The following is a 21,527-nucleotide window of genomic DNA, read 5'->3' as shown; positions in this document are numbered from 1 at the left end:
GCGAACTAGAATCGGCTGTTAGAACTCAATCTGTACGAGTGCCCACACAGATGATTGCTTTATATTGTTAAAGAACGTTTGAGATACTTTCGCGTCTCAAGGGCTGTGCATTCTACGCAAGCCGTTATTTTTGTCAACACTTAATTTTGAGAAAAGTTTATTTTTTCAAAACTCAGTTTTACTTGACTCAACCAACTCGTCGTTTTGCTTTTTTGTAAGCAGTCCGCCGTGTCGGTGGATGCGCATTATAGGGAGATCCGAATTCAGATCAACTGTTTTTTGCAGTTTTTATTAAAAAAATGACTGTTCGCGCAAAATACGAACGAAACGTGCAAAAACCACACTAAATTAGCAGTATTTGGGTTATTTAAACAATATAAGAAGTAAAAAACTTATTTGAGTTTGTATAAAGATGGGCTCACTTAATAAAGAGAAACGTAATGATCTTTACATGTGATCTTTGTTGCTAGTTGCTAGTTGCTAGTTGCTAGTTGCTAGTTGCTAGTTGCTAGTTGCTAGTTGCTAGTTGCTAGTTGCTAGTTGCTAGTTGCTTCAAGATGGTATGGTGATGATTGTGGATTGATAGAGTTATTTTATTAGAAATGAATTTCAGAAAGTAAAAAGCCGAGCATAAGCTCGGCTTTTTGGTGTCTTTACGACTTACTCTGCAGACTGCGCGTCTTCTTGAACTTCTTCGTTTGTCGCTGGGCGACCAACTAGTTCAATATAAGCCATTGGTGCATTATCACCAGCACGGAAGCCACACTTAAGAATACGAGTGTAACCACCAGGACGGTCTGTATTACGTGGACCGATTTCGCTGAATAATTTACCAACTACTTCATTATCACGCGTGCGAGCAAACGCTAAACGGCGGTTTGCTACACTGTCAGTCTTAGCCAGTGTGATTAAAGGTTCAATTACACGGCGCAACTCTTTAGCTTTAGGCAAAGTTGTTTTGATGATTTCATGTTTCACCAAAGAACCAGCCATGTTGCTGAACATCGCTTTGCGATGGCTGCTGTTACGGTTTAATTGACGACCACTCTTACGATGGCGCATGACCCTATCCTTCTAACTAAACTAATATAGTGATTTAGATTATTCAGCTAGGCTTGCAGGCGGCCAATTTTCTAGGCGCATACCTAGAGAAAGACCACGTGAAGCTAGCACGTCTTTAATTTCAGTTAGAGACTTCTTACCTAAGTTAGGCGTTTTAAGAAGCTCAACTTCAGTGCGCTGAACTAAATCACCGATATATTGAATTTGCTCGGCTTTCAAACAGTTTGCTGAACGTACTGTTAGCTCAAGATCATCAACTGGACGAAGTAGAATAGGATCGAATTCTGGCTTCTCTTCTTTCTCTTCTGGCTCAGTTACATCACGTAAATCTACGAATGCATCTAATTGCTCAGCTAAGATAGTAGACGCACGGCGGATCGCTTCTTCAGGATCTAAAGTGCCGTTTGTTTCCATATCAATGATTAACTTGTCTAAGTCTGTACGTTGCTCAACACGGGCTGATTCAACCGAGTACGCAATACGTTCAACTGGGCTGAATGATGCATCAAGCAGCAGACGACCAATTGGACGCTCATCGTCATCAGAGGATAAACGACTAGATGCCGGCACATAACCGCGACCGCGCTCAACACGAATACGCATGCTGATCTCGCTGTTAGCTGTCGTAAGGTGACAGATAACGTGATCTGGGTTGGCGATAGTTACATCACCATCGTGCTGAATATCAGCCGCAGTCACAGGGCCTACACCAGATTTAGTCAGGGTCAGAAAAACTTCATCTTTGCCTTCTAAAGTTACTGCTAGACCTTTAAGGTTTAACAGAATTTCAATGATGTCTTCTTGTACGCCCTCTTTCGCGCTGTACTCATGCAATACACCGTCGATTTCTACTTCAGTTACTGCACATCCAGGCATAGATGATAACAGTATACGGCGTAAGGCATTACCCAAAGTGTGACCGAAGCCACGCTCTAATGGCTCTAAAACTACTTTAGAACGCGTTGGGTTGATAGCGTCGATATCGACTAACCTTGGTTTTAGGAATTCGGTAACAGAACCCTGCATTTTATCCTCTCTTAACTCTTAACTTTACTTAGAGTAAAGTTCGACGATTAGTTGTTCGTTAATGTCCGCAGACAGATCTGAACGCTCAGGTAGGCGCTTGAAGCTGCCTTCCATTTTCTTACCGTCAACTTCAACCCAAGTCGGCTTTTCACGTTGCTCAGCCAACTCTAGAGCAGCGATGATACGTGCTTGTGTTTTCGACTTCTCACGAATTACAACAGTATCTTCTGGAGTAATTACGTATGAAGGGATATTCACTACACGACCATTAACTAAAATCGCTTTGTGGCTTACTAACTGACGTGCTTCAGCGCGTGTGCTAGCAAAACCCATGCGATATACAACATTGTCTAAACGTTGCTCTAAAAGCTGTAACAAGTTTTCACCTGTATTACCTTTAAGGCGAGCAGCTTCTTTGTAGTAGTTACGGAATTGCTTTTCTAGTACACCGTAGATACGACGAACTTTTTGCTTTTCACGTAGCTGTAAACCGTAATCAGATAAGCGACCTTTACGAGCGCCGTGCTGACCAGGTGCAGTCTCAAGTTTACACTTAGAGTCGATAGCTCTTACGCCGCTCTTAAGGAACAGGTCAGTACCTTCACGACGACTCAGCTTGAGCTTAGGGCCCAAATATCTTGCCATGTTATTTCTCCTAACCTATTGTTAAACGCGACGTTTCTTCGGTGGACGACAACCATTATGAGGGATTGGCGTCACGTCAGTGATGTTGGTGATACGGTAACCAGCAGCATTCAAAGCACGTACAGCAGATTCACGACCTGGACCTGGACCTTTGATGAAAACTTCTAGATTTTTTAAACCGTATTCTTGAGCAGCAGTACCTGCACGCTCTGCAGCAACCTGAGCCGCGAATGGAGTAGATTTACGTGAACCACGGAAACCTGAACCACCTGCTGTTGCCCAAGATAGTGCATTACCTTGACGGTCGGTAATTGTTACAATAGTGTTGTTGAAAGAAGCATGAACGTGAGCCATACCATCAGCAACTTGCTTTTTAACCTTCTTACGACGAATTGGTGCTTTAGCCATAATCTACCCCACCTTATTTCTTGATAGGCTTGCGAGGACCCTTACGAGTACGCGCGTTAGTCTTAGTACGTTGACCACGTAGTGGTAACGAACGACGGTGACGTAGGCCACGGAAACAACCAAGGTCCATAAGGCGCTTGATATTTAATGTAACTTCACGACGAAGGTCACCTTCTACAGTGTACTTGCCAACTGCTTCACGCAATACGTCAAGTGTTTCGTCTGAAAGTTCACCGATTTTTGTGGTCTCGGCGATACCAGTCGCTGCTAAGATAGCCTTAGAGCGAGTCTTACCTATGCCATAAATAGCAGTTAAACCGATAACTGCATGTTTATGATCAGGGACGTTAATGCCAGCGATACGGGCCACTAACACATCTCCTATATTTGAATTTGGTAATCATCTGTTTGAAAAGCCCGTAAGGATACTCAAACGAAGACCAAATCACAACTAAAAACACAGGCCGAGTAAATAACTCAGCCTGCACGACTGTTTAATTAGCCTTGCCTTTGCTTGTGCTTAGGCTCACTGCAAATTACGCGTACTACACCAGCACGTTTAATAACTTTACAGTTACGGCATATTTTCTTAACGGAAGCACGTACTTTCATTGCTCAACTCCGTAAAATGACCTTATCGACCGTAGCCTTTAAGGTTTGCTTTTTTCAGCACAGAATCATACTGATGTGACATCAGATGCGTCTGTACTTGTGCCATAAAGTCCATGATTACAACAACGATAATCAAAATTGATGTACCGCCGAAATAGAATGGCGTTTGCCATGCCATAGTCATGAATTCGGGCACCAGACAGATAAAGGTTATATACAAAGCACCTGCCAATGTCAGGCGTGTCATCACTTTATCAATGTATTTAGATGTCTGCTCACCTGGACGAATACCTGGGATAAATGCGCCAGATTTTTTCAGGTTATCTGCTGTTTCACGCGGGTTAAATACCAACGCGGTGTAGAAAAAGCAGAAGAAGATAATAGCCGCAGCTAAAACCATCGCATATAAAGGTTGACCTGGAGTCAACGTTGTAGCGATTGCTTGTAGCACATCAGCGACCGGACCTTCACCCTGGCCGAACCAGCTTGCAATTGTACCAGGGAACAGAATTATACTGCTAGCAAAGATTGGTGGAATAACACCCGCCATGTTTACTTTCAGTGGTAAGTGCGTGCTTTGAGCAGCAAATACCTGACGACCTTGTTGACGCTTCGCATAGTTAACGACGATACGACGTTGACCACGCTCAAAGAATACAACTAGGTAAGTAACAGCGAATACGATTACAGCAATCAATAACAGTACAAGTACATTCAGATCACCTTGGCGCGCCATTTCGGCTGTCGAACCAATAGCAGACGGCAGGTTAGCTACGATACCAACAAAAATCAGAACAGAAATACCGTTACCGATACCACGTTCTGTAATTTGCTCGCCCAACCACATTAGGAACATAGTACCAGTTACTAAACTCACTACAGCAGTGAAGTAGAAACCGATACCAGGGTTAACAACTAACCCGTCCATCATGCCCGGTAAGCTTGTAGCAATACCGATTGATTGGATAGTAGCAAGCACAAGCGTGCCGTAGCGTGTGTACTGGCTAATTTTCTTACGCCCTTGCTCACCTTCTTTCTTAAGCTCTATAAACGGCGGATACATATGCGTTAATAGTTGCGTAATAATCGAAGCCGAGATGTACGGCATAATACCCAGTGCTAACACTGAAGCGCGCTCAAGCGCACCACCGCTGAACATGTTAAACATTTCAACAATGGTGCCCTTTTGTTGCTCGAAGAAATCGGCAAGTACAGCGGCGTCAATCCCAGGGATCGGCACGAATGAACCTAGACGGTAAATAATGATAGCACCTAGTACAAATAGTAATCGACGCTTCAATTCCGAAAGCCCACTTTGTGCACTTTTCATATCTTGACCTGGTTTAGCCATTAGTACTTCCTTAGTCTTCTACCTTGCCTCCGGCAGCTTCGATAGCTTCGCGAGCACCTTTAGTCACTTTAAGACCTTTAACGGTAACTGCGCGTGAAACTTCGCCAGATTTAACTACTTTAACGAACTGGATGTTCTTTTTAACTAGACCAGCTGCTTGTAACGCGTTTACGTCTACTACATCGCCTTCAACTTTAGCGATTTCAAAAAGGTTAACTTCAGTAGATACTAATGATTTACGTGAAGTGAAACCAAATTTAGGTAGACGACGTTGCATAGGCATTTGACCGCCTTCGAAACCAACGCGAACTTTACCGCCAGAACGTGATTTTTGGCCTTTATGACCACGGCCACCAGTCTTACCAAGACCAGAACCAATACCACGACCTAGACGTTTCTTTTCAGTTTTTGCACCAGCAGCAGGTGAAAGTGTATTCAAATGCATCGAATTAACCCTCAACCTTTACCATGTAAGAAACTTGGTTAATCATACCACGCACACATGCTGTGTCTTCTAACTCAACAGTGTGATTGATACGACGTAGACCAAGACCACGTAATGTAGCTTTATGCTTCGGTAAACGACCGATAGAGCTCTTTACTTGTGTTACTTTTACAGTTTTATTAGCCATGGTTTACCCCGTGATTTCGTCAACGCTAAGACCACGTTTAGCAGCGATTGACTCTGGAGAATTCATGTTCTCTAGAGCAGCAATCGTTGCACGAACGATGTTGATCGGGTTAGTTGAACCGTATGCTTTTGACAATACGTTCTGTACACCAGTTACTTCTAGTACTGCACGCATCGCACCACCGGCGATGATACCTGTACCTTCAGAAGCAGGCTGCATGTATACTTTAGAACCCGCGTGGCGACCCTTGATTGGGTGCTGTAGCGTGTTACCGTTAAGGTCTACACTGATCATGTTGCGACGTGCTTTTTCCATTGCTTTTTGAATAGCAGCTGGAACTTCACGTGCTTTACCATAACCAAAACCTACTTTACCTGCGCCGTCACCAACTACTGTTAGTGCAGTAAAGCTAAAGATACGACCACCTTTAACTACTTTAGACACACGGTTTACCGCGATTAGCTTTTCAGCCAAATCAGGCTGTTGTTGCTTTGCTTCTACGTTAGCCATTGTCTACTCCTAGAATTGCAGACCGGCTTCACGCGCTGCATCAGCAAGCGCCTTCACACGGCCGTGATATTTAAAGCCACTGCGATCAAAAGCAATCTTTTCGATGCCTTTGTCAGCTGCACGTTCAGCAACCGCTTTACCAACTGCTTGAGCAGCTGCAACGTTACCTGTGCCTTTAACTGTTTCGCTAATTGCTTTTTCAACAGTAGAAGCAGCAGCCAGTACATTACCCTCAGCAGTAACTACTTGAGCGTAAATGTGACGTGGCGTGCGGTGGATAACAAGACGCGTTGTGCCTTGTTCAATATAATTTCTACGAGTGCGTTTAGCACGACGTAGACGAGCTGTTTTTTTATCCATCGTCTTACCTTACTTCTTCTTAGCCTCTTTACGGCGTACATTCTCGTCCGCGTAACGAACACCTTTACCTTTATAAGGCTCAGGTTTACGGTATGCACGGATGTTAGCAGCTGTTTGACCAACTAACTGCTTGTCTACGCCCTTAACTAGAACTTCTGTTTGGCTTGGTGTTTCAATCGTAATACCTTCTGGTACTTCGAAATTCACTGGGTGTGAGAAACCAAGAGTTAAGTCTAATACTTTGCCCTTAGCTGCTGCACGGTAACCAACACCTACTAACTGAAGTTTCTTCTCGTAACCTTCATGCGTACCAACAACCATGTTGTTGATTAGAGCGCGAGCAGTACCTGCTTGTGCCCATGCATTAGCTACGCCTTCACGAGGTAAAGTTGTAATAACGTTGTCGTTAACTTGTACTTCAACAGCGTCGTTGATAGTACGAGTTAATTCACCGTTTTTGCCTTTAACTGTGATGTCCTGGCCTTTTAATGTAACTTCTACACCGGCAGGAACATTGATTGGTGCCTTTGCTATGCGAGACATAGTTCCCCTCCGATTAAGCTACAAAGCCAATGATCTCACCACCAACGCCGGCACTACGTGCTGCGCGGTCTGTCATTAGGCCTTTAGAAGTTGATACGATAGCGATACCAAGACCACCCATTACCTTTGGTAATTCGTCACGTTTCTTATAGATACGTAGACCAGGGCGGCTAACACGCTGGATATTTTCAATAACAGCTTTGCCTTCGAAATATTTTAAATCGATAGAAAGCTCAGGCTTCGCTTCACCGCTTACAGCGTAATCTGCGATATAACCTTCATCTTTTAATACTTTAGCTACTGCTACTTTCAGTTTTGAAGTTGGCATCGTTACTGATACTTTCTTCGCTGACTGACCGTTACGGATACGTGTAAACAAATCCGCAATAGGATCTTGCAAGCTCATAGTCTTACTCCCGTGATACTATTACCAGCTAGCCTTTTTAAGGCCAGGAATTTCACCGCGCATAGCTGCTTCGCGAACTTTGATACGGCTCATGCCGAATTTGCGAAGGTAACCATGTGGGCGGCCCGTAACGTTACAACGATTACGTTGACGTGAAGAGCTAGAATCACGTGGTAAAGCTTGTAGCTTTAATACCGCGTCCCAACGATCATCGTCAGATGTATTTACATCACTGATGATAGCTTTTAGTGCCGCACGCTTTTCAGCATACTGAGCAACTAATTTAGTGCGCTTTGCTTCGCGCGCTTTCATAGAATTCTTTGCCATAACCCTACCCTTATTTCTTGAATGGGAAGTTAAACGCTTCTAACAACGCACGGCCTTCATCATCTGTTTTCGCAGAAGTAGTGATTGTGATATCCATACCGCGAACACGGTCTACTTTATCATAATCAATTTCTGGGAAGATGATTTGCTCACGTACGCCCATGCTGTAGTTACCACGTCCATCAAAAGACTTAGCACTTACACCACGGAAGTCACGGATACGCGGGATAGCGATTGAAACCAAACGCTCAAAAAAGTCCCACATACGCTCGCCACGTAGGGTTACTTTACAACCAATTGGGTAACCTTCACGCACTTTGAAGCCTGCAACTGATTTGCGTGCTTTAGTGATTAGAGGTTTCTGACCAGAGATTGCTTCTAGATCCGCAACAGCGTTATCTAAGATCTTCTTGTCAGCTAGAGCTTCGCCCACACCCATGTTTAATGTGATCTTTTCGATCTGAGGGACTTGCATGACAGAGCTGAAACCAAACTTCTCTTGAAGTTCAGCGACTACTTTGTCTTTATATACTTCATGCAGTTTCGCCATCATTCTACTCCAACTATTAGATAGTTTTACCAGTAGATTTAAAGATACGTAATTTCTTACCATCTTCAATCTTGAAACCTACACGATCTGCTTTACCCGTTTCCGAGTTGTAGATCGCAACGTTTGATACGTCGATAGACGCTTCTTTCTCAACAATACCGCCAGCTTGGTTCAACTGTGGAACCGGCTTTTGGTGCTTCTTGATTAAGTTGATGCCTTCGACAAATACTCGACCAGACTCAGTAACAACTGAAAGCACTTTACCGCGCTTACCTTTGTCTTTACCGGCTAGTACGATTACTTCGTCATCACGACGGATTTTTGCTGCCATGATAGACTCCTTATAGTACTTCTGGTGCTAGTGAAACGATTTTCATGAACTTTTCAGTACGAAGTTCACGAGTCACAGGGCCGAAGATACGAGTACCAATTGGCTGTAAGTTATCATTTAAGATAACAGCCGCATTGCTATCGAAACGGATCAAAGAACCGTCCGGACGACGAACGCCTTTTTTAGTACGCACAACTACCGCGTTTTTAACATCACCTTTCTTCACTTTACCGCGAGGAATAGCTTCTTTTACAGAAACTTTGATGATATCGCCAACCGCTGCATAGCGACGGTGCGAACCGCCAAGGACTTTAATACACTGCACTTTGCGAGCGCCGCTGTTATCAGCAACGTCCAGCTGAGTTTGCATTTGGATCATGTTAATGACCTCCGGTGTAGAAATTACAACACGCCTTAATTCTGTTTAAAATCAAGACATTTCGGTTAAATTCCACTCAAAAAACAAGCAAGTTGTCTCTTAAGGGCGGGCAATTGTAGCAGCAATGACAAGGAAGTGGTAGGTTATTTTTTAATTAATTTGGAATTAATCGTGCTGCTTGCATTAAGGAATTACAGCGACTTGCTGGTTTGTTATTGATTATAAAACAAACAGGGCGCTAATGCGCCCTGTTTTTGACTTTAATTAAATTTTATTAATTTCCAAATAGACCTTTTAATTTGTCTTTTATTTTATCTTTTGCTTTTTCTTTCACTTCTTCTTTAGCAGCCTCACTCACATCTAAGCTATAACCTACATCATGGAATGGGCCTTTTATACGCAGAGGAATTTTAAACCCAGTGCTGTCATCTGTCGTACCCTGCCCTTCGATTGAATCAACAATCCCCGTCACTAAACGGTAGTCTACAGTGGTCATTGGTAAATCAATCTTACCTGAGCCGGTAATACGAATAAGCGGACTTAATAGAGATAAGTCTGTATTTTCACCAATACCATTTGTGAATACAAAACTACCTTTAAGTGCTGAGAAGTCTGTCTGTTGTGAGTTATCAAAGCCAGTATCCAGGCCTTCTGATACCGCACTTAAGTTACCTTTTATAAGCTCTTTAGCTTTACGAACCATCTCTGCAATGTTGGCTCCTTTCACTGCACCATCTGCAAACTCAAAGCCCACCTTGCCGTTAAGGGCATTAATAAAGCTTTTTTGACTTTGACCTGTGGTCGTTAGATCCCAGTTTAAAGAGCCTTTACCCATTAACTTATCGAAACCGGCCGCATCAGTAAGTAATGGCTGTGCATCGATTTTATCTAAAGAAAAGTTAGTGCTAATTTTATAAGGTGTTTGCTTAGCGTTAACGGTGATTACACCTTTGCCATTACCTTCGTATGCAACAAACTTATCTAAGCTGATGTTAGCTACTGCATTTTTAAGGTTCACTGTTAACTGGTTTTCGCCAAGTGTAATATCATTTGCTTTTAAACCACTTGAACGCACAACAACATTTGCATCAAGTGCATTTAGGCCGCTCATATCAATTGTTGTATCATCCCAAACAATTGGCTGCGCTGGCGCATCTGAGGCTGGTTCTGCTTGCTCTTCTTTAGCTACCCCCTCAGGTAAGTAAGGGTTTAAATCAAGCATGCCTAAATCAATATCGGCATTTACAACTAAACGGTCGCCAAGCTTAATATCGCTTTTACCTTTAATTTGTAGCTCATCTAGGGTGGCAAGTAGCTCAGCCAGTTTAAACTGCTCACCTTTTAAATGCATTGAACCTTTTACATTAAACGCATTGAAAGCATTCTCTTTAGCATTAAGCTCAACACCCTGCCAATTCGCAATGTTTTTAACTGAGTCACCACTGACAGATAGAAGCCCTTGCACATCATTACCCATTTCTGCAATTGCCCCTTTGAAATTCAAATCGATCAAGCGTGAATCAACCTCAGTGCTGACATTAAAGGTTTCGCCCTCAATCGCTTTTACGGGTGTATCTAGCGTTACATCCAAATCAAAACGCTCACCCATATAGGTAATACCGCCTTTTAACTCAAGGGTTTTACGAAGAGAAGGTAATAAAATGGCTAACTCTAAATCACTTATCTGTTGTTTTGCCCCAGTTTTACCGTCTAGATAAGTAAAGGTACCACCATAAATTGCCACTTCGCCAAGCTCAATATCAAAGTTATCTGGTAAGTTAACGGCACCAGAACTCTTTTGCTGCTCAGTCTGTGGTTGCTCTGCAACCGCATCAAATAGCTGCCAGTTTGCTTTACCATTTTTATCGGTTTCTAACAAAATCGTTGGTTCGTTAATAACAAATTTATCTAGCTTAAACTCACCGCCAAATAACGACATCCAAGGAATACGGATAGCAAGTTGCTGCATACTTGCCATATTTTTTTGCGAACCAGTTTGCATATTGGCAAAGTTTACATCATTCAGTTCTAGCTTTAATGATGGAAATACCGACAGCTTTTTATCGCCATTAATAGTCAGACTACGACCTGTGGTTTGTTCTACTTGCTCCGATACTTTATTAAATATCGCGTCTGTAGGAATGAGGAATGGTGCTGCGACTACTAATGCAATTAGTAATAAGAAAATGACACCAACAACTTTCAGTAAGGTTTTCATAATCATCCTTAAAAATGGGCAAACAATGTTCATATCATAGCGGGAGTTAGGCGCAAATGCATTGCCCAACCCACAAAAAGGTTTGTAAACAAGCTTAGGTATAAGAACATGAATCAGCGCTGAAATATTTTGATACCTTTAGGTTACAAATAAATCTTGACCGAATGATACCCTAGGGTTACATTGATACCTAGAGGTTACATTTAAATCAAAAAGGAAAAGATTATGTCTAAGCAAGATATACAAACGGAAGAAAAGTTTATGAGCCATAACGCATGGTTTTCAATATTCATGGGAATTACGTTATTATTCATTAGTGTTTACCCAATGCTTAAGCAAACATCAGCACCTTTACTGTTTATCGGCGCTGCCGCTTTTTTAGGTTCATTTTTTATGTTTGTGATTAGAGGTGGGTTTACATGGAAACTTGGGTATCGCCTTATGTATACCGATGAATTTTTAAAGACAATTGATACCATCGCTTATAAACATGTGGTTCTTGGATTACTTTTTAGCATGGGGGTTATTTTTTTATTGTCTGATGACCTTGCTTTAAATGTATCTCATAGCATGATGGCCACATTTTACCTCGCTCAAATGTGTTTAGTATACGGCGTATCAATTCTTTGGCAGAGTAGAGACTAGGTATAATAGTGGAAAATAATATCGCTAAATTCCGTAAAGAGAAGGGTTTATCGCAGCAAGAACTCGCTGATGCCATTGCAGTATCACGTAAAACCATTAGCACAGTCGAAACAGGCCGCTTTATACCTTCGGTTATTATCGCGTTAAAAATTGCAACCCACTTTGAACTTACCGTTGAGCAATTATTTACACTTGATGATAATGATTAATTAATCAAGTCAATCGCAATCTTGCTCTATCAGTAAGATTGCATCATTTCATTACTTCGGTATGATGCACGACCCTGTTGTTTTTGCACCCTGTGTACTAAAATCAAACAACCTAATTTGGTCAAAACTGGAGTATCGATTAAGCATGAAGAAACTGCTTATTTCACCGTCAAAAATGGCGCTTGGCGAGCAAGAAAGTCAAATTTATCAAAACATCCTCAAGCAGGCCTCTGATATCAGCTTAAACCTAATGGCAGTTAAAGTAGAAAACCACCCTGAAGACTTTTTAGGCTGGTGCTATGAGCTATTAAGTGCAAGCCGCGATCGCATTAACTACGATCTATTAGAAGATAAGCAATTACCGACACTTAAGAAACTTCATGACTTATTAATATCTGCCATCAGCTTTTTGCAATTAAAAACCTTAAGAGTTGCACCATGGCCAGTTATCGCAGGCTTCATCGAACAGCATAAAGAGCTTGTGGCACTTGATGAGCAACTACGTTTAGCTAATTACATTGCAGCGATTAAATCACAATCATTAAAAGAGATGATCCCTGAAGACCGTTTAGCGTTTTCAGGTAAACACAGTGCGTCGCTTGATCCAAGCAGCTATAACTTCGATGTTGAATGGTTTGCTTCTACGAAGAACGCAAAAGGCTTTCACCAAATGTTGAGTGATTTGCCTGGTGCATTCGATGAAGCCTTAGCGCACATTCCACTTGAAGGCGAAATAACCCAAGAGCATTATCAACACTTTATGGTTGCATACTTGATGGCATTTAATGGTAGCGATGAAAAGCCAACGCTTGCTCCTGCAACTCGCTTACTTGCGATGCGCCGACCTGATGTGTTTACACCAATCGTAAATAGTAAACTTGATGCCCTTTGTGGGGCACTAGGTATTACCAAATTAAATAACCGTGATTTTGAGCGCTACTGGCAAGATATTGTAGAAGCAATCCATAATATGCCTTGGTTCAAAATGGCTAGCGCCGCAAATGAACTTGAGCAATCTTTAGTTGAAATTAAAGCCCTATTACCTAGCTTCTTTTATTATGCAGATAAAAGTACCGCCGATAACTCAAACTATATTAAGTTGTTAAACAAACCTAAGAGTACTACGAGCTCAGCAGGTAAAAAGACCGTACGCCGTGGCAAAGAATCAGCTGAGATACTGGTAGACCGTGCATTAGCAAGTGATGATATCCCTGAACATATCAAAGCAAAGCGCGATTCAATCATCAGTGAAGTTGAAAAAGGCCGAAGTGTTGAAGAGACTATTAGTCTGATGCGAGCGATTTTCGGCTAAGTCACTCTCAAATAAGAGAAACCCGGGTGCTTCGCAATTGTGCAACCGGGTTATTTTTTGCACCACACAAGTGCGCATGAACAATTCAAATATCCACTATTTTTTCAATTAAGCCATCTTAGAAGTCTGTTTTTAAAGCATTTAAGCATAAAATATCCCATTCAAAATGAACTTGGCACAACCAGTGCAACATCGTATCCAGACAACACATAATAAATGTCCTCGAATAATAACCAGACTGCAATCTGAAATGGGACAAAATCAACATAACAACAGGATACAGAAACATGCTAAAACTAAAAAAAACGGTCGCAGCAAGCGCTCTTGCGCTATTAACTTTGAGCTCGACATATAGTTATGCGGAAGTCACAGCAAACGCTGCGGCAACGTCAAATTACTTATGGCGTGGTCAAGAGCAAACTGGCGGTGATGCTGCAATCCAAGGTGGTATCGACTACGCAAGTGAATCTGGCTTTTATGCGGGTACTTGGGTATCGAATGCTAGCTGGGCTGACGACATGACTTACGAGCTAGACCTTTATGCTGGTTTTGGCGGTGAAATCAATGAAACCTTTAGCTACGATGTTGGCTACATTTATTATGCATACCCAGATGCAGCATCTTACACAGATGCAGATTTCTCAGAAATCTACGGTAGCATTAGCATGGGTAGCTTCACCTTTGGTGCAGCAGTACTAGCAACATCAGCAGCTAGCGGTGACGGTACAGACTTTGGTGATTCACTTTATTTAAATGCTGACTACAGCTTCCCAGTTGGCAGTACCGGTGCAGAAATGGCCCTTCATTTAGGTCATTACTCAGGGGATTTCATTGGTGATGATGACATCATCGACTACGGCGTTTCAGTGTCGAAAGACGGCTTTACTTTCGGTCTTTCAGACAATGACATCGATGGTTCAGATGTAAAAGTGTACGTCGCTTACGCGGTTGACTTCACTTTATAAAGAATGTGTTACTTGCTGCAACACGAAGGGCCGTAAGGCCCTTTTCTCGTTTAGGGCTATTCGTTAAGGCACACTATGACCAGTTGAGCCTTGCCAAATGCGATACCATTGTTCACGGCTCATAGAGAACTGCTTAGCTTCAACCGCTGATTTAACACGTTCAATGTTACCCGTACCAAGTACCACAGACGGTGCACTCGGGTGCATTAACAACCAAGCATAAACAACTTGATCAATGCCTGTGGCACCAATTTCAGCACCAACCTGCTCTAGCACTGCACGTAAACGCACTGCTTTTTCATCATCACTTGAGAATAAACGCCCCCCTGCCAATGGTGACCAAAGCATAGGTTTGATATCGAGCAACTGGCATTGGTCTAAGCTGCCATCATCAAGGGCTTTCATTTCGTAAGGTGAAAACTCAATTTGATTAGTTACAAGCTCAAAGTCTAAACGCGACTGTAACAAGCTAAGTTGTGATGGCGTAAAGTTAGATACACCAAAGTCAATCACATCACCATTTGCTTTTAGGGTATTAAATGCTTGTGCCATTTCATCCGCATTCATCAAGTAATCAGGGCGATGAATAAGTAATACATCTAAACGATCAGTGTTGAAGTTTTTTAGTGACTGCTGTGCTGAGGCAATAATATGCGCGGCACTTGAATCATAGTGGTTTGCTTTGCCTTGTAATCCTAGGCTTGCAAACGCAGGCTTAATACCACATTTAGTGATGATTTTGATTTCATCACGAATACTTGGTTTTAGTTTAAGTGCTTTACCAAATTCAGCTTCACAACCGTATTCACCGTAGATGTCAGCATGATCGGTATGTGAAACTCCCATATCGATTGCATTTTCTAAAAAACTTAAGCATTGCTGGGGCGTTACCTGCCAATCTAACAAGCGCCAGAATCCTAATACCAACTCATCAATACAACGACCATTGCTATTCACCATAACGACCTACTTTTCCTAATAAGTTCGATTCAAATTAATCCTTTAACCATATCACAGATTTACTAATCACAGCTGTTAACATACAGTTACAAAACAAATTGCTAATTTGTTACTAAACAGGATATTTTAGTACCTAAAAACAAATGTTATAAAACAAGGAATAAAAAATGAAATCATCAAATGTAATGACCGCATTGGTTGATATTTTTATCAGCCCGAGTAAAGCCTTTAATGGTTTAAAAGAAGCAAAAGGTTGGTCTTTTGTTGCCTTTATTTTACTTGCCGGCATTCTCGCCGCCAGCATGTTTGCTTTTTATAATAAAGCTGACCCGCAATTTTTAATCGATCAACAAGTGGCAGCCGCCAGTGTTGATGCCACTATTGCTGAGCAAAAAATGATTCGCCAAAGCATGGAGCAAACCATAGATATGCAGGTTTGGTTTGCCATCTTTGGTGGCATCATTGGTTTGGCTGTTATTAATGCTCTGATGGCAGGCTACTACTTATTTGTATCTAAGCAAGACCCAGAAGCTAACTATGGTTATGGTGCTTGGTATGGCTTTGGTGTGTGGACCATGATGCCAATGATTATATCAAGCCTCGGTTTGCTCATTTTAGTATTAACTGCAAGTACCGACCAAATTTCACAGACATTATTTAACTATGCTTCGATTAACCAACTTTTAATTGGCTTAGAAATTGGCCATCCATTCTACACCTTATTGGAGAGCCTAAATATCTTTTCTATTTGGAGCATTTTCATCGCAGCTATCGGTTTGAAGTGCTGGACTAATTTTACTTTCAATAAAGCGCTACTGTTTGCAGCTCTACCAAGTATTGTTATTTACGGTATTTGGACTGTAATCGCTCTCGTTTAATTCTGCTTTGAGCGGCGATATGCCGCTCTTAACTACCAAGGAAGTAACATGAAAAAAGCCATTATTATTGGCCTCGCTGTTACAGCATTTGTCGCTTTACTAGTATCAAAGCAAGTCACAGGCAATAAAGATGCACCAGAAATGCATATTGCAGAAGTTGCACAAGGCAATATTGCCGATTCAATTTTAGCCTCTGGCAACCTAGTCTTTAACACCCAAGTGCAGCTGCGCTCTGAAGTGACTGGCCGCGTAGCGAAAGTGTTTGTCGAAGAAGGAGAAAGTGTCACTGAGGGCGATATTCTTATGCGTCTAGATACTACAGCGTTTGAATCTGAAGTTGCACGCAACAAAGCCGTGCTTCGCGCTACTGAAATTGATATTAAGCACAGCGAAACCCGACTGAAAAATATCGAACGCCAGCTAAGCCGCCAAAAAGAGCTTTATGAAGTTGGCCTCGCAGGCCAAGAAGTGTATGAAAACCTACAAAATGCCCGCGATTTAGCGAAAATAGATATTGAAGCAAAACGTGAAGCTTACAACCAAGCCCAAGCGTCATTACTCATTGCTGAAGACCGTTTAAATAAAAGCGTGTTTCGCGCACCAATGAGTGGGCTACTTGCATCGGTAAATATTAAAGAAGGTGAAACCGTAATTGCCGGAACAACCAACATTATTGGCTCAGATCTGATGCTAGTAGCAGATCCAAGCGCTATTTTAGCCGAACTTCGCGTGGACGAAACCGATATTGCTGGTATAAAACTAAACCAACATGCAGATATCTATGCCGCCGCTTACCCAAACCAACCTTTTACTGGCAAAGTAATAAACATTGGTACTTCAGCAAAAAACCAAGCCGGTTCACAAGGGTTATCATTTAAAGTCAAAGTACTACTTGATGCCACTGACCGCCAACTATATGCCGGTATGAGTTGCCGTGCTGAAATTGCGACAAGTATTGCCGAAAATGGCTTAAAACTCCCCATTGAAGCAATTCAAAAAGAGGATGATAGCTACTTTGTTTGGAAGCTTAACGCAGATAATACAGTAACTAAAACAACTGTAACGGTAGGCATTTCTTCAGATATCGAACAAGCACTAACCAGCGGTGTTGCAAAGGGAGATCGTATTGTTATCGGCCCAGCTAGACCTCTCAGCTCACTAAAAGAGGGTGATACGGTAGCCGTTAAAAACAGCCCTGAAAAAGGTGCTAGCTAATGTCGGCGGTGATAAAACTTAGTAATATCAATAAGCAATATAAAATGGGCGAACAAGTTTTCAAAGCCCTTGATGATATCAATATTGAAATTGCTCAAAATGAGTATGTTGCCATTATTGGCCCTTCGGGTTCAGGTAAATCAACACTAATGAACTTGCTTGGCTGTTTAGATACCCCTACAAGTGGTGACTACTATTTAAAAGATAAGCTGGTAAAGCGAATGACCGAAACTGAGCTTGCTCATCAGCGTAATGAAAGTGTTGGCTTTATTTTTCAAAGTTTCAATTTGTTACCGCGAGCATCAGCTCTTGAAAATGTTATGCAGCCACTTGTGTATCGATTTATCTCTGCCAAAGAGCGAAAGCAGCAAGCGCTCGAATCATTGCAGCGGGTTGGTCTTGGCGATAAGGTAAATCACCTTTCGAGCCAGCTTTCTGGTGGGCAACGTCAACGTGTCGCGATTGCTCGTGCACTTGTTACTAAACCACATATTTTACTTGGTGATGAGCCTACAGGTAACTTAGATAGTAAAACCACCACTGAGATCATGGCACTGTTTGATGAGCTTCATAACGAAGGGCACACCATTATTTTGGTTACTCACGAACAAGATATTGCTGATCACTGCCAACGTGTTATTCGTTTAGTTGATGGCAAGGTTGTCAGTGATACCCGTAAAGGCGAAGGAGCAAGGCAACATGTTTAAATCTGCTATCGCTGTTATGGAAGGCACTAAAGCCGCACTCATGGCAATTAAAGCAAACGCGATGCGTAGTGCCCTTACCTGCTTAGGTATTATCATTGGTGTTGCAGCGGTTGTGACCGTAGTGGCAGTAATGCAAGGTTTCACTAAGCAAATTAATGATCAACTTGCCGACATGTCTCCTGATGTGACCAATATAAAACCTTACACTAGCGTAGAAAAAGAAATGGTAGGCCAACAAGCAAAGCTAACCTACAGCGACTTTTTAACCCTAAAAGCACGCGTTAAAGAAGCCGAAACCTTTACTGCGCTGATGTTTACTTGGCGCTTTTCTGGTGCAGCAGAGTACGGCAATAAAAGTCATGCTTCACGCGTGATGGGTACCGAGCAAGACTACCAAAAAGCTTACCGCACCTACCCAGAACTCGGCCGGTTTATTCGCGCAGAAGATGATGAAAAACGCCGTCGAGTGGCGTTTATCGGCCCTTCAATTATCGAAAAGCTTAATCTGCCTGAAAACCCTGTAGGCGAATATATCAAACTCGGTGGTGAGTGGTTTCGCATTATTGGTGTTGCTGAAAAACAAGGTAGCTTATTAGGTTTTGACCAAGACGATTACATTAATATTCCAATAAGTACCATGAGTGCGCTAGAAGGCGGCAGTGTTGATACTAATGTGCAAATGATGTTTCGTTTAAAAGACGATGCTAACGAAACGCAAGTACTGGGTAAAATTCGCCGCATCTTGCGTCAATTACATAAACTAAAAGACGGCGAAGATGACGACTTTGAGTTTGAAACCGCCGAAAAAGCCCGTGCTAATATCGATAAATTTACCGGAAGTGCAACCGCAATTACCGCGGGGATAGTCGGTATCAGTCTGGTGGTTGGGGGTATCGGTGTGATGAATATCATGCTGGTTTCGGTAACAGAACGCACTCGTGTGATCGGCACTTTAAAAGCATTAGGGGCAACACCTGGCTTTATTATGCTGCAATTTTTAGTTGAAGCGGTGGTGCTATCGCTTTTTGGTGGCTTAATTGGTTTAGCGATAGGGTATGGTGCCGCGGCACTGATTTCGTTATCAGTGCCGAGCATGCCAGATGCCTACATACCGGGTTGGGCGATTATGCTGTCATTTGGCTTTACGTCATTGATTGGTATTGTGTTTGGCTTAGCGCCCGCTATTAAAGCGGCACGCTTAAACCCAATTGATGCACTGCGTTATGAATAACTAGTCTGGCTTATAAGGTACTTGAGCACAGCTTATTTCAACTGTTTTCGGGTACCAAATAGGCCCAACTTGGTTTACTGCAATTTCAGCAAGACCATTGGTGAACGACTTATAAGTGTGAACGGTTTGCCACTCAGAGTCAGGGCATTGTTCAGATAAGTCGACAGGCTTTGAACCTTCGTAAAGCGCCGCGGCAAAGTTATGATGCCACTGCTCTGTTGCAGGCGCTTTATTGCCTTGCGCTGCACTGCCATTATCGAAGTAGATATTTGTGCAACCACTTAAGGTTGCAACTAACACCGCTGTTATTAGTAAGCTTTTCATAGTTGTTGCTCCTGTGCTTGTTGCTCACACCATACTTTTACTGTGTGAGGAGCATAAATTCCGAGTGTAACTAGTCCTAATGCGCCATCAGCGAATGTTTGTTGCGATTGCATTTGGGCAACTTTTTTATCTTGGCAAATAGCCTTTACATCAACGCGCTCTTCACCAACGAGGCCCCACAAAAAGAATGGACGGCTATCTTGGTAATCGGCTTTAGTGGCTAATTTATTGGTTGTTTTTTCTGGCACTATGGTGACTGATGAACACGCTGTCACCGATAAGGCAAGCAGCATACAGGCCATTTGTTTCATGAGTAGTTCCTTTGTCTGAGTTGTTAAGCTCAGTAAGTATAAGAATATGAGTACTCATTTTGGGTAAGAAAGCGTATAGAAATTGTAGGAAATACTACAGTTTCTAACATTTAGCCTTTGAACTAAACTGGGCTAACAACGACTAACTCTCAAGGAAAGTAACTAAAGGTCATTATGACGGCATATCTGCGTATATTTTTATTACTTGTGTGTTTGAGCGCGCTGTCTTGGTATAGCTTTTCAAGCGATCCTAGCTCTGATGAGCAGCAAGGTATAACCAAAACTGCCGTGAACCTTGTTAATTGCCAACAGCAGTTAGCACAAAGTCGCATGCAAACTTACGCAGCGCATTACATTTTGCCCTATCAGTTCAAGTTATTGAGTTGGAATATCTACAAAGCACAAATAGATGGCTTACTCACAGATTTACAAAACCTAAATGACGATGCTGATATTGTGTTACTTCAAGAAGCTATCGAAGAACCAGCTCTTACAAAGCTCAAACCATATTGGCGTTTTGCTAAAGGCTATAAGAGTGGCAGTGTGCAATCTGGAGTTATGACACTCAGCCGTTGGCCCGCCACTGTGCATTGCACACTCACTCACAAAGAGCCTTGGCTACGTAGCCCAAAAGCCACCAATATTGTGGAGTATGCGCTGCCTGAACAACAGTTATTACTGAGTATTAACCTGCATGCCATTAACTTTACGGTTGGTGTAAGTGACTTTAAACAACAGCTAGACGATGCCGCCGCCATTATGCGAACGCATAAAGGACCTATCGTATTTGCCGGTGATCTCAATACCTGGAGTGATGAGCGCCAAGCCTTATTGCAGCAAACGTTGACCCAACTAGGCCTACACGAGGCTATCTATTTAGATGATAAACGCACCAAAACATTTGGATTAGCACTTGACCAAATATGGGTGCGAGGTGTCAAAATAGAAACAACTATAGTGCCTGAGCTTGCAAGCTCAGATCATAATCCAATAATTGCAACCTTAACCATAGAGCAAAAAGAACAGTGAAAATAACAATGAAAAGATATTGGTTTATCGCATTAATGTTCTTGAGCATTAGTCAATTCTGTATTGCAGCCACTCCAGAGCAAGAAATTAATCACTTAATTGATTTTGTCGCTAAAAGCGATGCCGTATTTATACGCAATGACACAGAACACTCAAGCCAAGATGCTGCCGAGCACCTCGCTATGAAATATCGAAAAGCGACCCGCTATGCAAATACCGCCGACAAGTTTATCGAAAACCTAGCGAGCAAAAGCTCTTGGAGCGGTAAGCCCTATAAAGTAAGACTCAGCAATGGATCGTTACTCAATGCAAAAGGTTGGTTGAGCAATGAATTAGAAGAGTACCGTCGAAACCAACATATTCATAATTAAATCATCAACA

The 21,527-nt window shown here is 42.3% G+C and carries 31 protein-coding genes; 10 read left to right on the top strand and 21 right to left on the bottom strand.

Annotated features, from left to right (window positions below):
- Window positions 1–660 precede the first annotated feature (660 nt).
- The 18 genes from rplQ to HYD28_03530 form a co-directional block, all read right to left on the bottom strand.
- On the bottom strand, window positions 661–1,062 hold the full coding sequence (gene rplQ / locus HYD28_03615; GenBank protein ID QLE08130.1) for a 50S ribosomal protein L17: 402 nt from the start codon (window positions 1,060–1,062) through the stop codon (window positions 661–663).
- 39 nt (window positions 1,063–1,101) lie between these two features.
- Window positions 1,102–2,088 (bottom strand): DNA-directed RNA polymerase subunit alpha, encoded by a 987-nt coding sequence (rpoA, locus tag HYD28_03610; protein ID QLE08129.1) that lies wholly within the window; start codon window positions 2,086–2,088, stop codon window positions 1,102–1,104.
- A 24-nt stretch (window positions 2,089–2,112) separates the two neighbouring features.
- Window positions 2,113–2,733, bottom strand: a complete 621-nt coding sequence (gene rpsD, locus HYD28_03605) for a 30S ribosomal protein S4 (GenBank protein QLE08128.1) — start codon at window positions 2,731–2,733, stop codon at window positions 2,113–2,115.
- A 21-nt stretch (window positions 2,734–2,754) separates the two neighbouring features.
- Complete coding sequence (gene rpsK / locus HYD28_03600) at window positions 2,755–3,141, bottom strand: 30S ribosomal protein S11 (protein QLE08127.1); 387 nt, start codon at window positions 3,139–3,141, stop codon at window positions 2,755–2,757.
- A 13-nt stretch (window positions 3,142–3,154) separates the two neighbouring features.
- On the bottom strand, window positions 3,155–3,511 hold the full coding sequence (gene rpsM, locus HYD28_03595; GenBank protein ID QLE08126.1) for a 30S ribosomal protein S13: 357 nt from the start codon (window positions 3,509–3,511) through the stop codon (window positions 3,155–3,157).
- A gap of 128 nt (window positions 3,512–3,639) precedes the next feature.
- Window positions 3,640–3,753, bottom strand: a complete 114-nt coding sequence (gene rpmJ, locus HYD28_03590) for a 50S ribosomal protein L36 (GenBank protein ID QLE08125.1) — start codon at window positions 3,751–3,753, stop codon at window positions 3,640–3,642.
- A gap of 22 nt (window positions 3,754–3,775) precedes the next feature.
- Entirely contained in the window at window positions 3,776–5,104 is a 1,329-nt protein-coding gene (secY, locus tag HYD28_03585) for a preprotein translocase subunit SecY (GenBank protein ID QLE08124.1), read from the bottom strand.
- Between the two features lie 10 nt (window positions 5,105–5,114).
- The gene (gene rplO, locus HYD28_03580; GenBank protein ID QLE08123.1) at window positions 5,115–5,549 is read right to left on the bottom strand and encodes a 50S ribosomal protein L15; all 435 of its coding nucleotides are present in this window, start codon (window positions 5,547–5,549) and stop codon (window positions 5,115–5,117) included.
- A 4-nt stretch (window positions 5,550–5,553) separates the two neighbouring features.
- Window positions 5,554–5,736, bottom strand: coding sequence for a 50S ribosomal protein L30 (rpmD, locus tag HYD28_03575; protein QLE08122.1), 183 nt, complete (start codon window positions 5,734–5,736; stop codon window positions 5,554–5,556).
- 3 nt (window positions 5,737–5,739) lie between these two features.
- Window positions 5,740–6,246 (bottom strand): 30S ribosomal protein S5, encoded by a 507-nt coding sequence (rpsE, locus tag HYD28_03570; protein QLE08121.1) that lies wholly within the window; start codon window positions 6,244–6,246, stop codon window positions 5,740–5,742.
- A gap of 9 nt (window positions 6,247–6,255) precedes the next feature.
- Complete coding sequence (gene rplR / locus HYD28_03565) at window positions 6,256–6,606, bottom strand: 50S ribosomal protein L18 (protein QLE08120.1); 351 nt, start codon at window positions 6,604–6,606, stop codon at window positions 6,256–6,258.
- A 9-nt stretch (window positions 6,607–6,615) separates the two neighbouring features.
- Window positions 6,616–7,149 carry a 50S ribosomal protein L6 gene (rplF, locus tag HYD28_03560; GenBank protein QLE08119.1) on the bottom strand — a complete coding sequence of 178 codons (534 nt, stop codon included), beginning with the start codon at window positions 7,147–7,149 and terminating at the stop codon, window positions 6,616–6,618.
- Window positions 7,150–7,162: 13 nt separating this feature from the next.
- Entirely contained in the window at window positions 7,163–7,555 is a 393-nt protein-coding gene (gene rpsH / locus HYD28_03555) for a 30S ribosomal protein S8 (GenBank protein ID QLE08118.1), read from the bottom strand.
- 21 nt (window positions 7,556–7,576) lie between these two features.
- Window positions 7,577–7,882 (bottom strand): 30S ribosomal protein S14, encoded by a 306-nt coding sequence (rpsN, locus tag HYD28_03550; protein QLE08117.1) that lies wholly within the window; start codon window positions 7,880–7,882, stop codon window positions 7,577–7,579.
- A gap of 10 nt (window positions 7,883–7,892) precedes the next feature.
- Window positions 7,893–8,432: a 50S ribosomal protein L5 gene (rplE, locus tag HYD28_03545; protein ID QLE10474.1), complete on the bottom strand. Its 540-nt coding sequence runs from the start codon at window positions 8,430–8,432 to the stop codon at window positions 7,893–7,895.
- A 16-nt stretch (window positions 8,433–8,448) separates the two neighbouring features.
- Window positions 8,449–8,763 carry a 50S ribosomal protein L24 gene (gene rplX / locus HYD28_03540; protein QLE08116.1) on the bottom strand — a complete coding sequence of 105 codons (315 nt, stop codon included), beginning with the start codon at window positions 8,761–8,763 and terminating at the stop codon, window positions 8,449–8,451.
- A gap of 10 nt (window positions 8,764–8,773) precedes the next feature.
- On the bottom strand, window positions 8,774–9,142 hold the full coding sequence (gene rplN, locus HYD28_03535) for a 50S ribosomal protein L14 (GenBank protein ID QLE08115.1): 369 nt from the start codon (window positions 9,140–9,142) through the stop codon (window positions 8,774–8,776).
- 274 nt (window positions 9,143–9,416) lie between these two features.
- Complete coding sequence (locus tag HYD28_03530; GenBank protein QLE08114.1) at window positions 9,417–11,360, bottom strand: AsmA family protein; 1,944 nt, start codon at window positions 11,358–11,360, stop codon at window positions 9,417–9,419.
- Window positions 11,361–11,585: 225 nt separating this feature from the next.
- Here HYD28_03530 and HYD28_03525 point away from each other — a divergent pair, with 225 nt between their 5' ends.
- The 4 genes from HYD28_03525 to HYD28_03510 all read left to right on the top strand — a co-directional run bounded on the left by HYD28_03525 (window position 11,586) and on the right by HYD28_03510 (window position 14,491).
- Window positions 11,586–12,005 (top strand): hypothetical protein, encoded by a 420-nt coding sequence (locus tag HYD28_03525; protein ID QLE08113.1) that lies wholly within the window; start codon window positions 11,586–11,588, stop codon window positions 12,003–12,005.
- A gap of 8 nt (window positions 12,006–12,013) precedes the next feature.
- Window positions 12,014–12,214 carry a helix-turn-helix transcriptional regulator gene (locus HYD28_03520; protein ID QLE08112.1) on the top strand — a complete coding sequence of 67 codons (201 nt, stop codon included), beginning with the start codon at window positions 12,014–12,016 and terminating at the stop codon, window positions 12,212–12,214.
- Between the two features lie 145 nt (window positions 12,215–12,359).
- Window positions 12,360–13,526 (top strand): hypothetical protein, encoded by a 1,167-nt coding sequence (locus tag HYD28_03515; protein QLE08111.1) that lies wholly within the window; start codon window positions 12,360–12,362, stop codon window positions 13,524–13,526.
- 287 nt (window positions 13,527–13,813) lie between these two features.
- Entirely contained in the window at window positions 13,814–14,491 is a 678-nt protein-coding gene (locus HYD28_03510) for a hypothetical protein (protein QLE08110.1), read from the top strand.
- Between the two features lie 63 nt (window positions 14,492–14,554).
- On the opposite strand, the gene HYD28_03505 is transcribed toward HYD28_03510, so the two are convergent.
- Window positions 14,555–15,448 carry an aldo/keto reductase gene (locus tag HYD28_03505; GenBank protein QLE10473.1) on the bottom strand — a complete coding sequence of 298 codons (894 nt, stop codon included), beginning with the start codon at window positions 15,446–15,448 and terminating at the stop codon, window positions 14,555–14,557.
- Between the two features lie 170 nt (window positions 15,449–15,618).
- Between HYD28_03505 and HYD28_03500 the strand changes: the two genes are divergently transcribed.
- From HYD28_03500 to HYD28_03485, 4 genes are read left to right on the top strand one after another with little or no spacing between them, the layout of a single operon-like run.
- A complete protein-coding gene (locus HYD28_03500; protein ID QLE08109.1) occupies window positions 15,619–16,329 on the top strand; it encodes a YIP1 family protein in 711 nt (236 codons plus the stop codon).
- A gap of 48 nt (window positions 16,330–16,377) precedes the next feature.
- Entirely contained in the window at window positions 16,378–17,544 is a 1,167-nt protein-coding gene (locus HYD28_03495; GenBank protein QLE08108.1) for an efflux RND transporter periplasmic adaptor subunit, read from the top strand.
- On the top strand, window positions 17,544–18,251 hold the full coding sequence (locus tag HYD28_03490) for an ABC transporter ATP-binding protein (protein QLE08107.1): 708 nt from the start codon (window positions 17,544–17,546) through the stop codon (window positions 18,249–18,251). The genes HYD28_03495 and HYD28_03490 overlap by 1 nt, the downstream gene beginning before the upstream one ends.
- Window positions 18,244–19,482 (top strand): ABC transporter permease, encoded by a 1,239-nt coding sequence (locus HYD28_03485; protein ID QLE08106.1) that lies wholly within the window; start codon window positions 18,244–18,246, stop codon window positions 19,480–19,482. The genes HYD28_03490 and HYD28_03485 overlap by 8 nt, the downstream gene beginning before the upstream one ends.
- Here HYD28_03485 and HYD28_03480 read toward each other — a convergent pair whose 3' ends face one another.
- Both HYD28_03480 and HYD28_03475 read right to left on the bottom strand, forming a co-directional pair.
- Window positions 19,483–19,806, bottom strand: coding sequence for a hypothetical protein (locus HYD28_03480; protein QLE08105.1), 324 nt, complete (start codon window positions 19,804–19,806; stop codon window positions 19,483–19,485).
- Complete coding sequence (locus HYD28_03475; GenBank protein QLE08104.1) at window positions 19,803–20,117, bottom strand: Bor family protein; 315 nt, start codon at window positions 20,115–20,117, stop codon at window positions 19,803–19,805. Before HYD28_03475 ends, HYD28_03480 begins: the two co-directional genes overlap by 4 nt.
- Before the next feature lie 174 nt (window positions 20,118–20,291).
- Here HYD28_03475 and HYD28_03470 point away from each other — a divergent pair, with 174 nt between their 5' ends.
- Together HYD28_03470 and HYD28_03465 are read left to right on the top strand one after the other, a co-directional pair.
- The gene (locus tag HYD28_03470) at window positions 20,292–21,146 is read left to right on the top strand and encodes an endonuclease/exonuclease/phosphatase family protein (GenBank protein QLE08103.1); all 855 of its coding nucleotides are present in this window, start codon (window positions 20,292–20,294) and stop codon (window positions 21,144–21,146) included.
- Window positions 21,147–21,154: 8 nt separating this feature from the next.
- Window positions 21,155–21,517 carry a DUF5329 domain-containing protein gene (locus tag HYD28_03465; protein ID QLE08102.1) on the top strand — a complete coding sequence of 121 codons (363 nt, stop codon included), beginning with the start codon at window positions 21,155–21,157 and terminating at the stop codon, window positions 21,515–21,517.
- Window positions 21,518–21,527: the final 10 nt, after the last annotated feature.

This window comes from Pseudoalteromonas shioyasakiensis (genome assembly GCA_013391845.1).
Classification (GTDB): domain Bacteria; phylum Pseudomonadota; class Gammaproteobacteria; order Enterobacterales; family Alteromonadaceae; genus Pseudoalteromonas; species Pseudoalteromonas apostichopi.
Note: the sequence above shows the minus strand (reverse complement) of the source record. Positions and strands in the feature narration are given on the sequence as shown.

What these genes read in the sequence shown, in the direction of transcription:
- rplE (QLE10474.1), bottom strand. Translation starts at nt 8,432, where the DNA reads ATGGCGAAACTGCATGAAGTATATAAAGACAAAGTAGTCGCTGAACTT.
- rpoA (QLE08129.1), bottom strand. Translation starts at nt 2,088, where the DNA reads ATGCAGGGTTCTGTTACCGAATTCCTAAAACCAAGGTTAGTCGATATC.
- HYD28_03525 (QLE08113.1), top strand. Translation starts at nt 11,586, where the DNA reads ATGTCTAAGCAAGATATACAAACGGAAGAAAAGTTTATGAGCCATAAC.
- HYD28_03500 (QLE08109.1), top strand. Translation starts at nt 15,619, where the DNA reads ATGAAATCATCAAATGTAATGACCGCATTGGTTGATATTTTTATCAGC.
- rplO (QLE08123.1), bottom strand. Translation starts at nt 5,549, where the DNA reads ATGCATTTGAATACACTTTCACCTGCTGCTGGTGCAAAAACTGAAAAG.
- HYD28_03515 (QLE08111.1), top strand. Translation starts at nt 12,360, where the DNA reads ATGAAGAAACTGCTTATTTCACCGTCAAAAATGGCGCTTGGCGAGCAA.
- rplR (QLE08120.1), bottom strand. Translation starts at nt 6,606, where the DNA reads ATGGATAAAAAAACAGCTCGTCTACGTCGTGCTAAACGCACTCGTAGA.
- rpmJ (QLE08125.1), bottom strand. Translation starts at nt 3,753, where the DNA reads ATGAAAGTACGTGCTTCCGTTAAGAAAATATGCCGTAACTGTAAAGTT.
- HYD28_03480 (QLE08105.1), bottom strand. Translation starts at nt 19,806, where the DNA reads ATGAAAAGCTTACTAATAACAGCGGTGTTAGTTGCAACCTTAAGTGGT.
- rpsN (QLE08117.1), bottom strand. Translation starts at nt 7,882, where the DNA reads ATGGCAAAGAATTCTATGAAAGCGCGCGAAGCAAAGCGCACTAAATTA.
- rplN (QLE08115.1), bottom strand. Translation starts at nt 9,142, where the DNA reads ATGATCCAAATGCAAACTCAGCTGGACGTTGCTGATAACAGCGGCGCT.
- rpsK (QLE08127.1), bottom strand. Translation starts at nt 3,141, where the DNA reads ATGGCTAAAGCACCAATTCGTCGTAAGAAGGTTAAAAAGCAAGTTGCT.
- HYD28_03465 (QLE08102.1), top strand. Translation starts at nt 21,155, where the DNA reads ATGAAAAGATATTGGTTTATCGCATTAATGTTCTTGAGCATTAGTCAA.
- rpmD (QLE08122.1), bottom strand. Translation starts at nt 5,736, where the DNA reads ATGGCTAATAAAACTGTAAAAGTAACACAAGTAAAGAGCTCTATCGGT.
- rpsE (QLE08121.1), bottom strand. Translation starts at nt 6,246, where the DNA reads ATGGCTAACGTAGAAGCAAAGCAACAACAGCCTGATTTGGCTGAAAAG.
- rplQ (QLE08130.1), bottom strand. Translation starts at nt 1,062, where the DNA reads ATGCGCCATCGTAAGAGTGGTCGTCAATTAAACCGTAACAGCAGCCAT.
- HYD28_03485 (QLE08106.1), top strand. Translation starts at nt 18,244, where the DNA reads ATGTTTAAATCTGCTATCGCTGTTATGGAAGGCACTAAAGCCGCACTC.
- HYD28_03510 (QLE08110.1), top strand. Translation starts at nt 13,814, where the DNA reads ATGCTAAAACTAAAAAAAACGGTCGCAGCAAGCGCTCTTGCGCTATTA.
- HYD28_03475 (QLE08104.1), bottom strand. Translation starts at nt 20,117, where the DNA reads ATGAAACAAATGGCCTGTATGCTGCTTGCCTTATCGGTGACAGCGTGT.
- secY (QLE08124.1), bottom strand. Translation starts at nt 5,104, where the DNA reads ATGGCTAAACCAGGTCAAGATATGAAAAGTGCACAAAGTGGGCTTTCG.
- rpsH (QLE08118.1), bottom strand. Translation starts at nt 7,555, where the DNA reads ATGAGCTTGCAAGATCCTATTGCGGATTTGTTTACACGTATCCGTAAC.
- HYD28_03530 (QLE08114.1), bottom strand. Translation starts at nt 11,360, where the DNA reads ATGAAAACCTTACTGAAAGTTGTTGGTGTCATTTTCTTATTACTAATT.
- HYD28_03495 (QLE08108.1), top strand. Translation starts at nt 16,378, where the DNA reads ATGAAAAAAGCCATTATTATTGGCCTCGCTGTTACAGCATTTGTCGCT.
- rplF (QLE08119.1), bottom strand. Translation starts at nt 7,149, where the DNA reads ATGTCTCGCATAGCAAAGGCACCAATCAATGTTCCTGCCGGTGTAGAA.
- rplX (QLE08116.1), bottom strand. Translation starts at nt 8,763, where the DNA reads ATGGCAGCAAAAATCCGTCGTGATGACGAAGTAATCGTACTAGCCGGT.
- rpsD (QLE08128.1), bottom strand. Translation starts at nt 2,733, where the DNA reads ATGGCAAGATATTTGGGCCCTAAGCTCAAGCTGAGTCGTCGTGAAGGT.
- HYD28_03470 (QLE08103.1), top strand. Translation starts at nt 20,292, where the DNA reads ATGACGGCATATCTGCGTATATTTTTATTACTTGTGTGTTTGAGCGCG.
- HYD28_03490 (QLE08107.1), top strand. Translation starts at nt 17,544, where the DNA reads ATGTCGGCGGTGATAAAACTTAGTAATATCAATAAGCAATATAAAATG.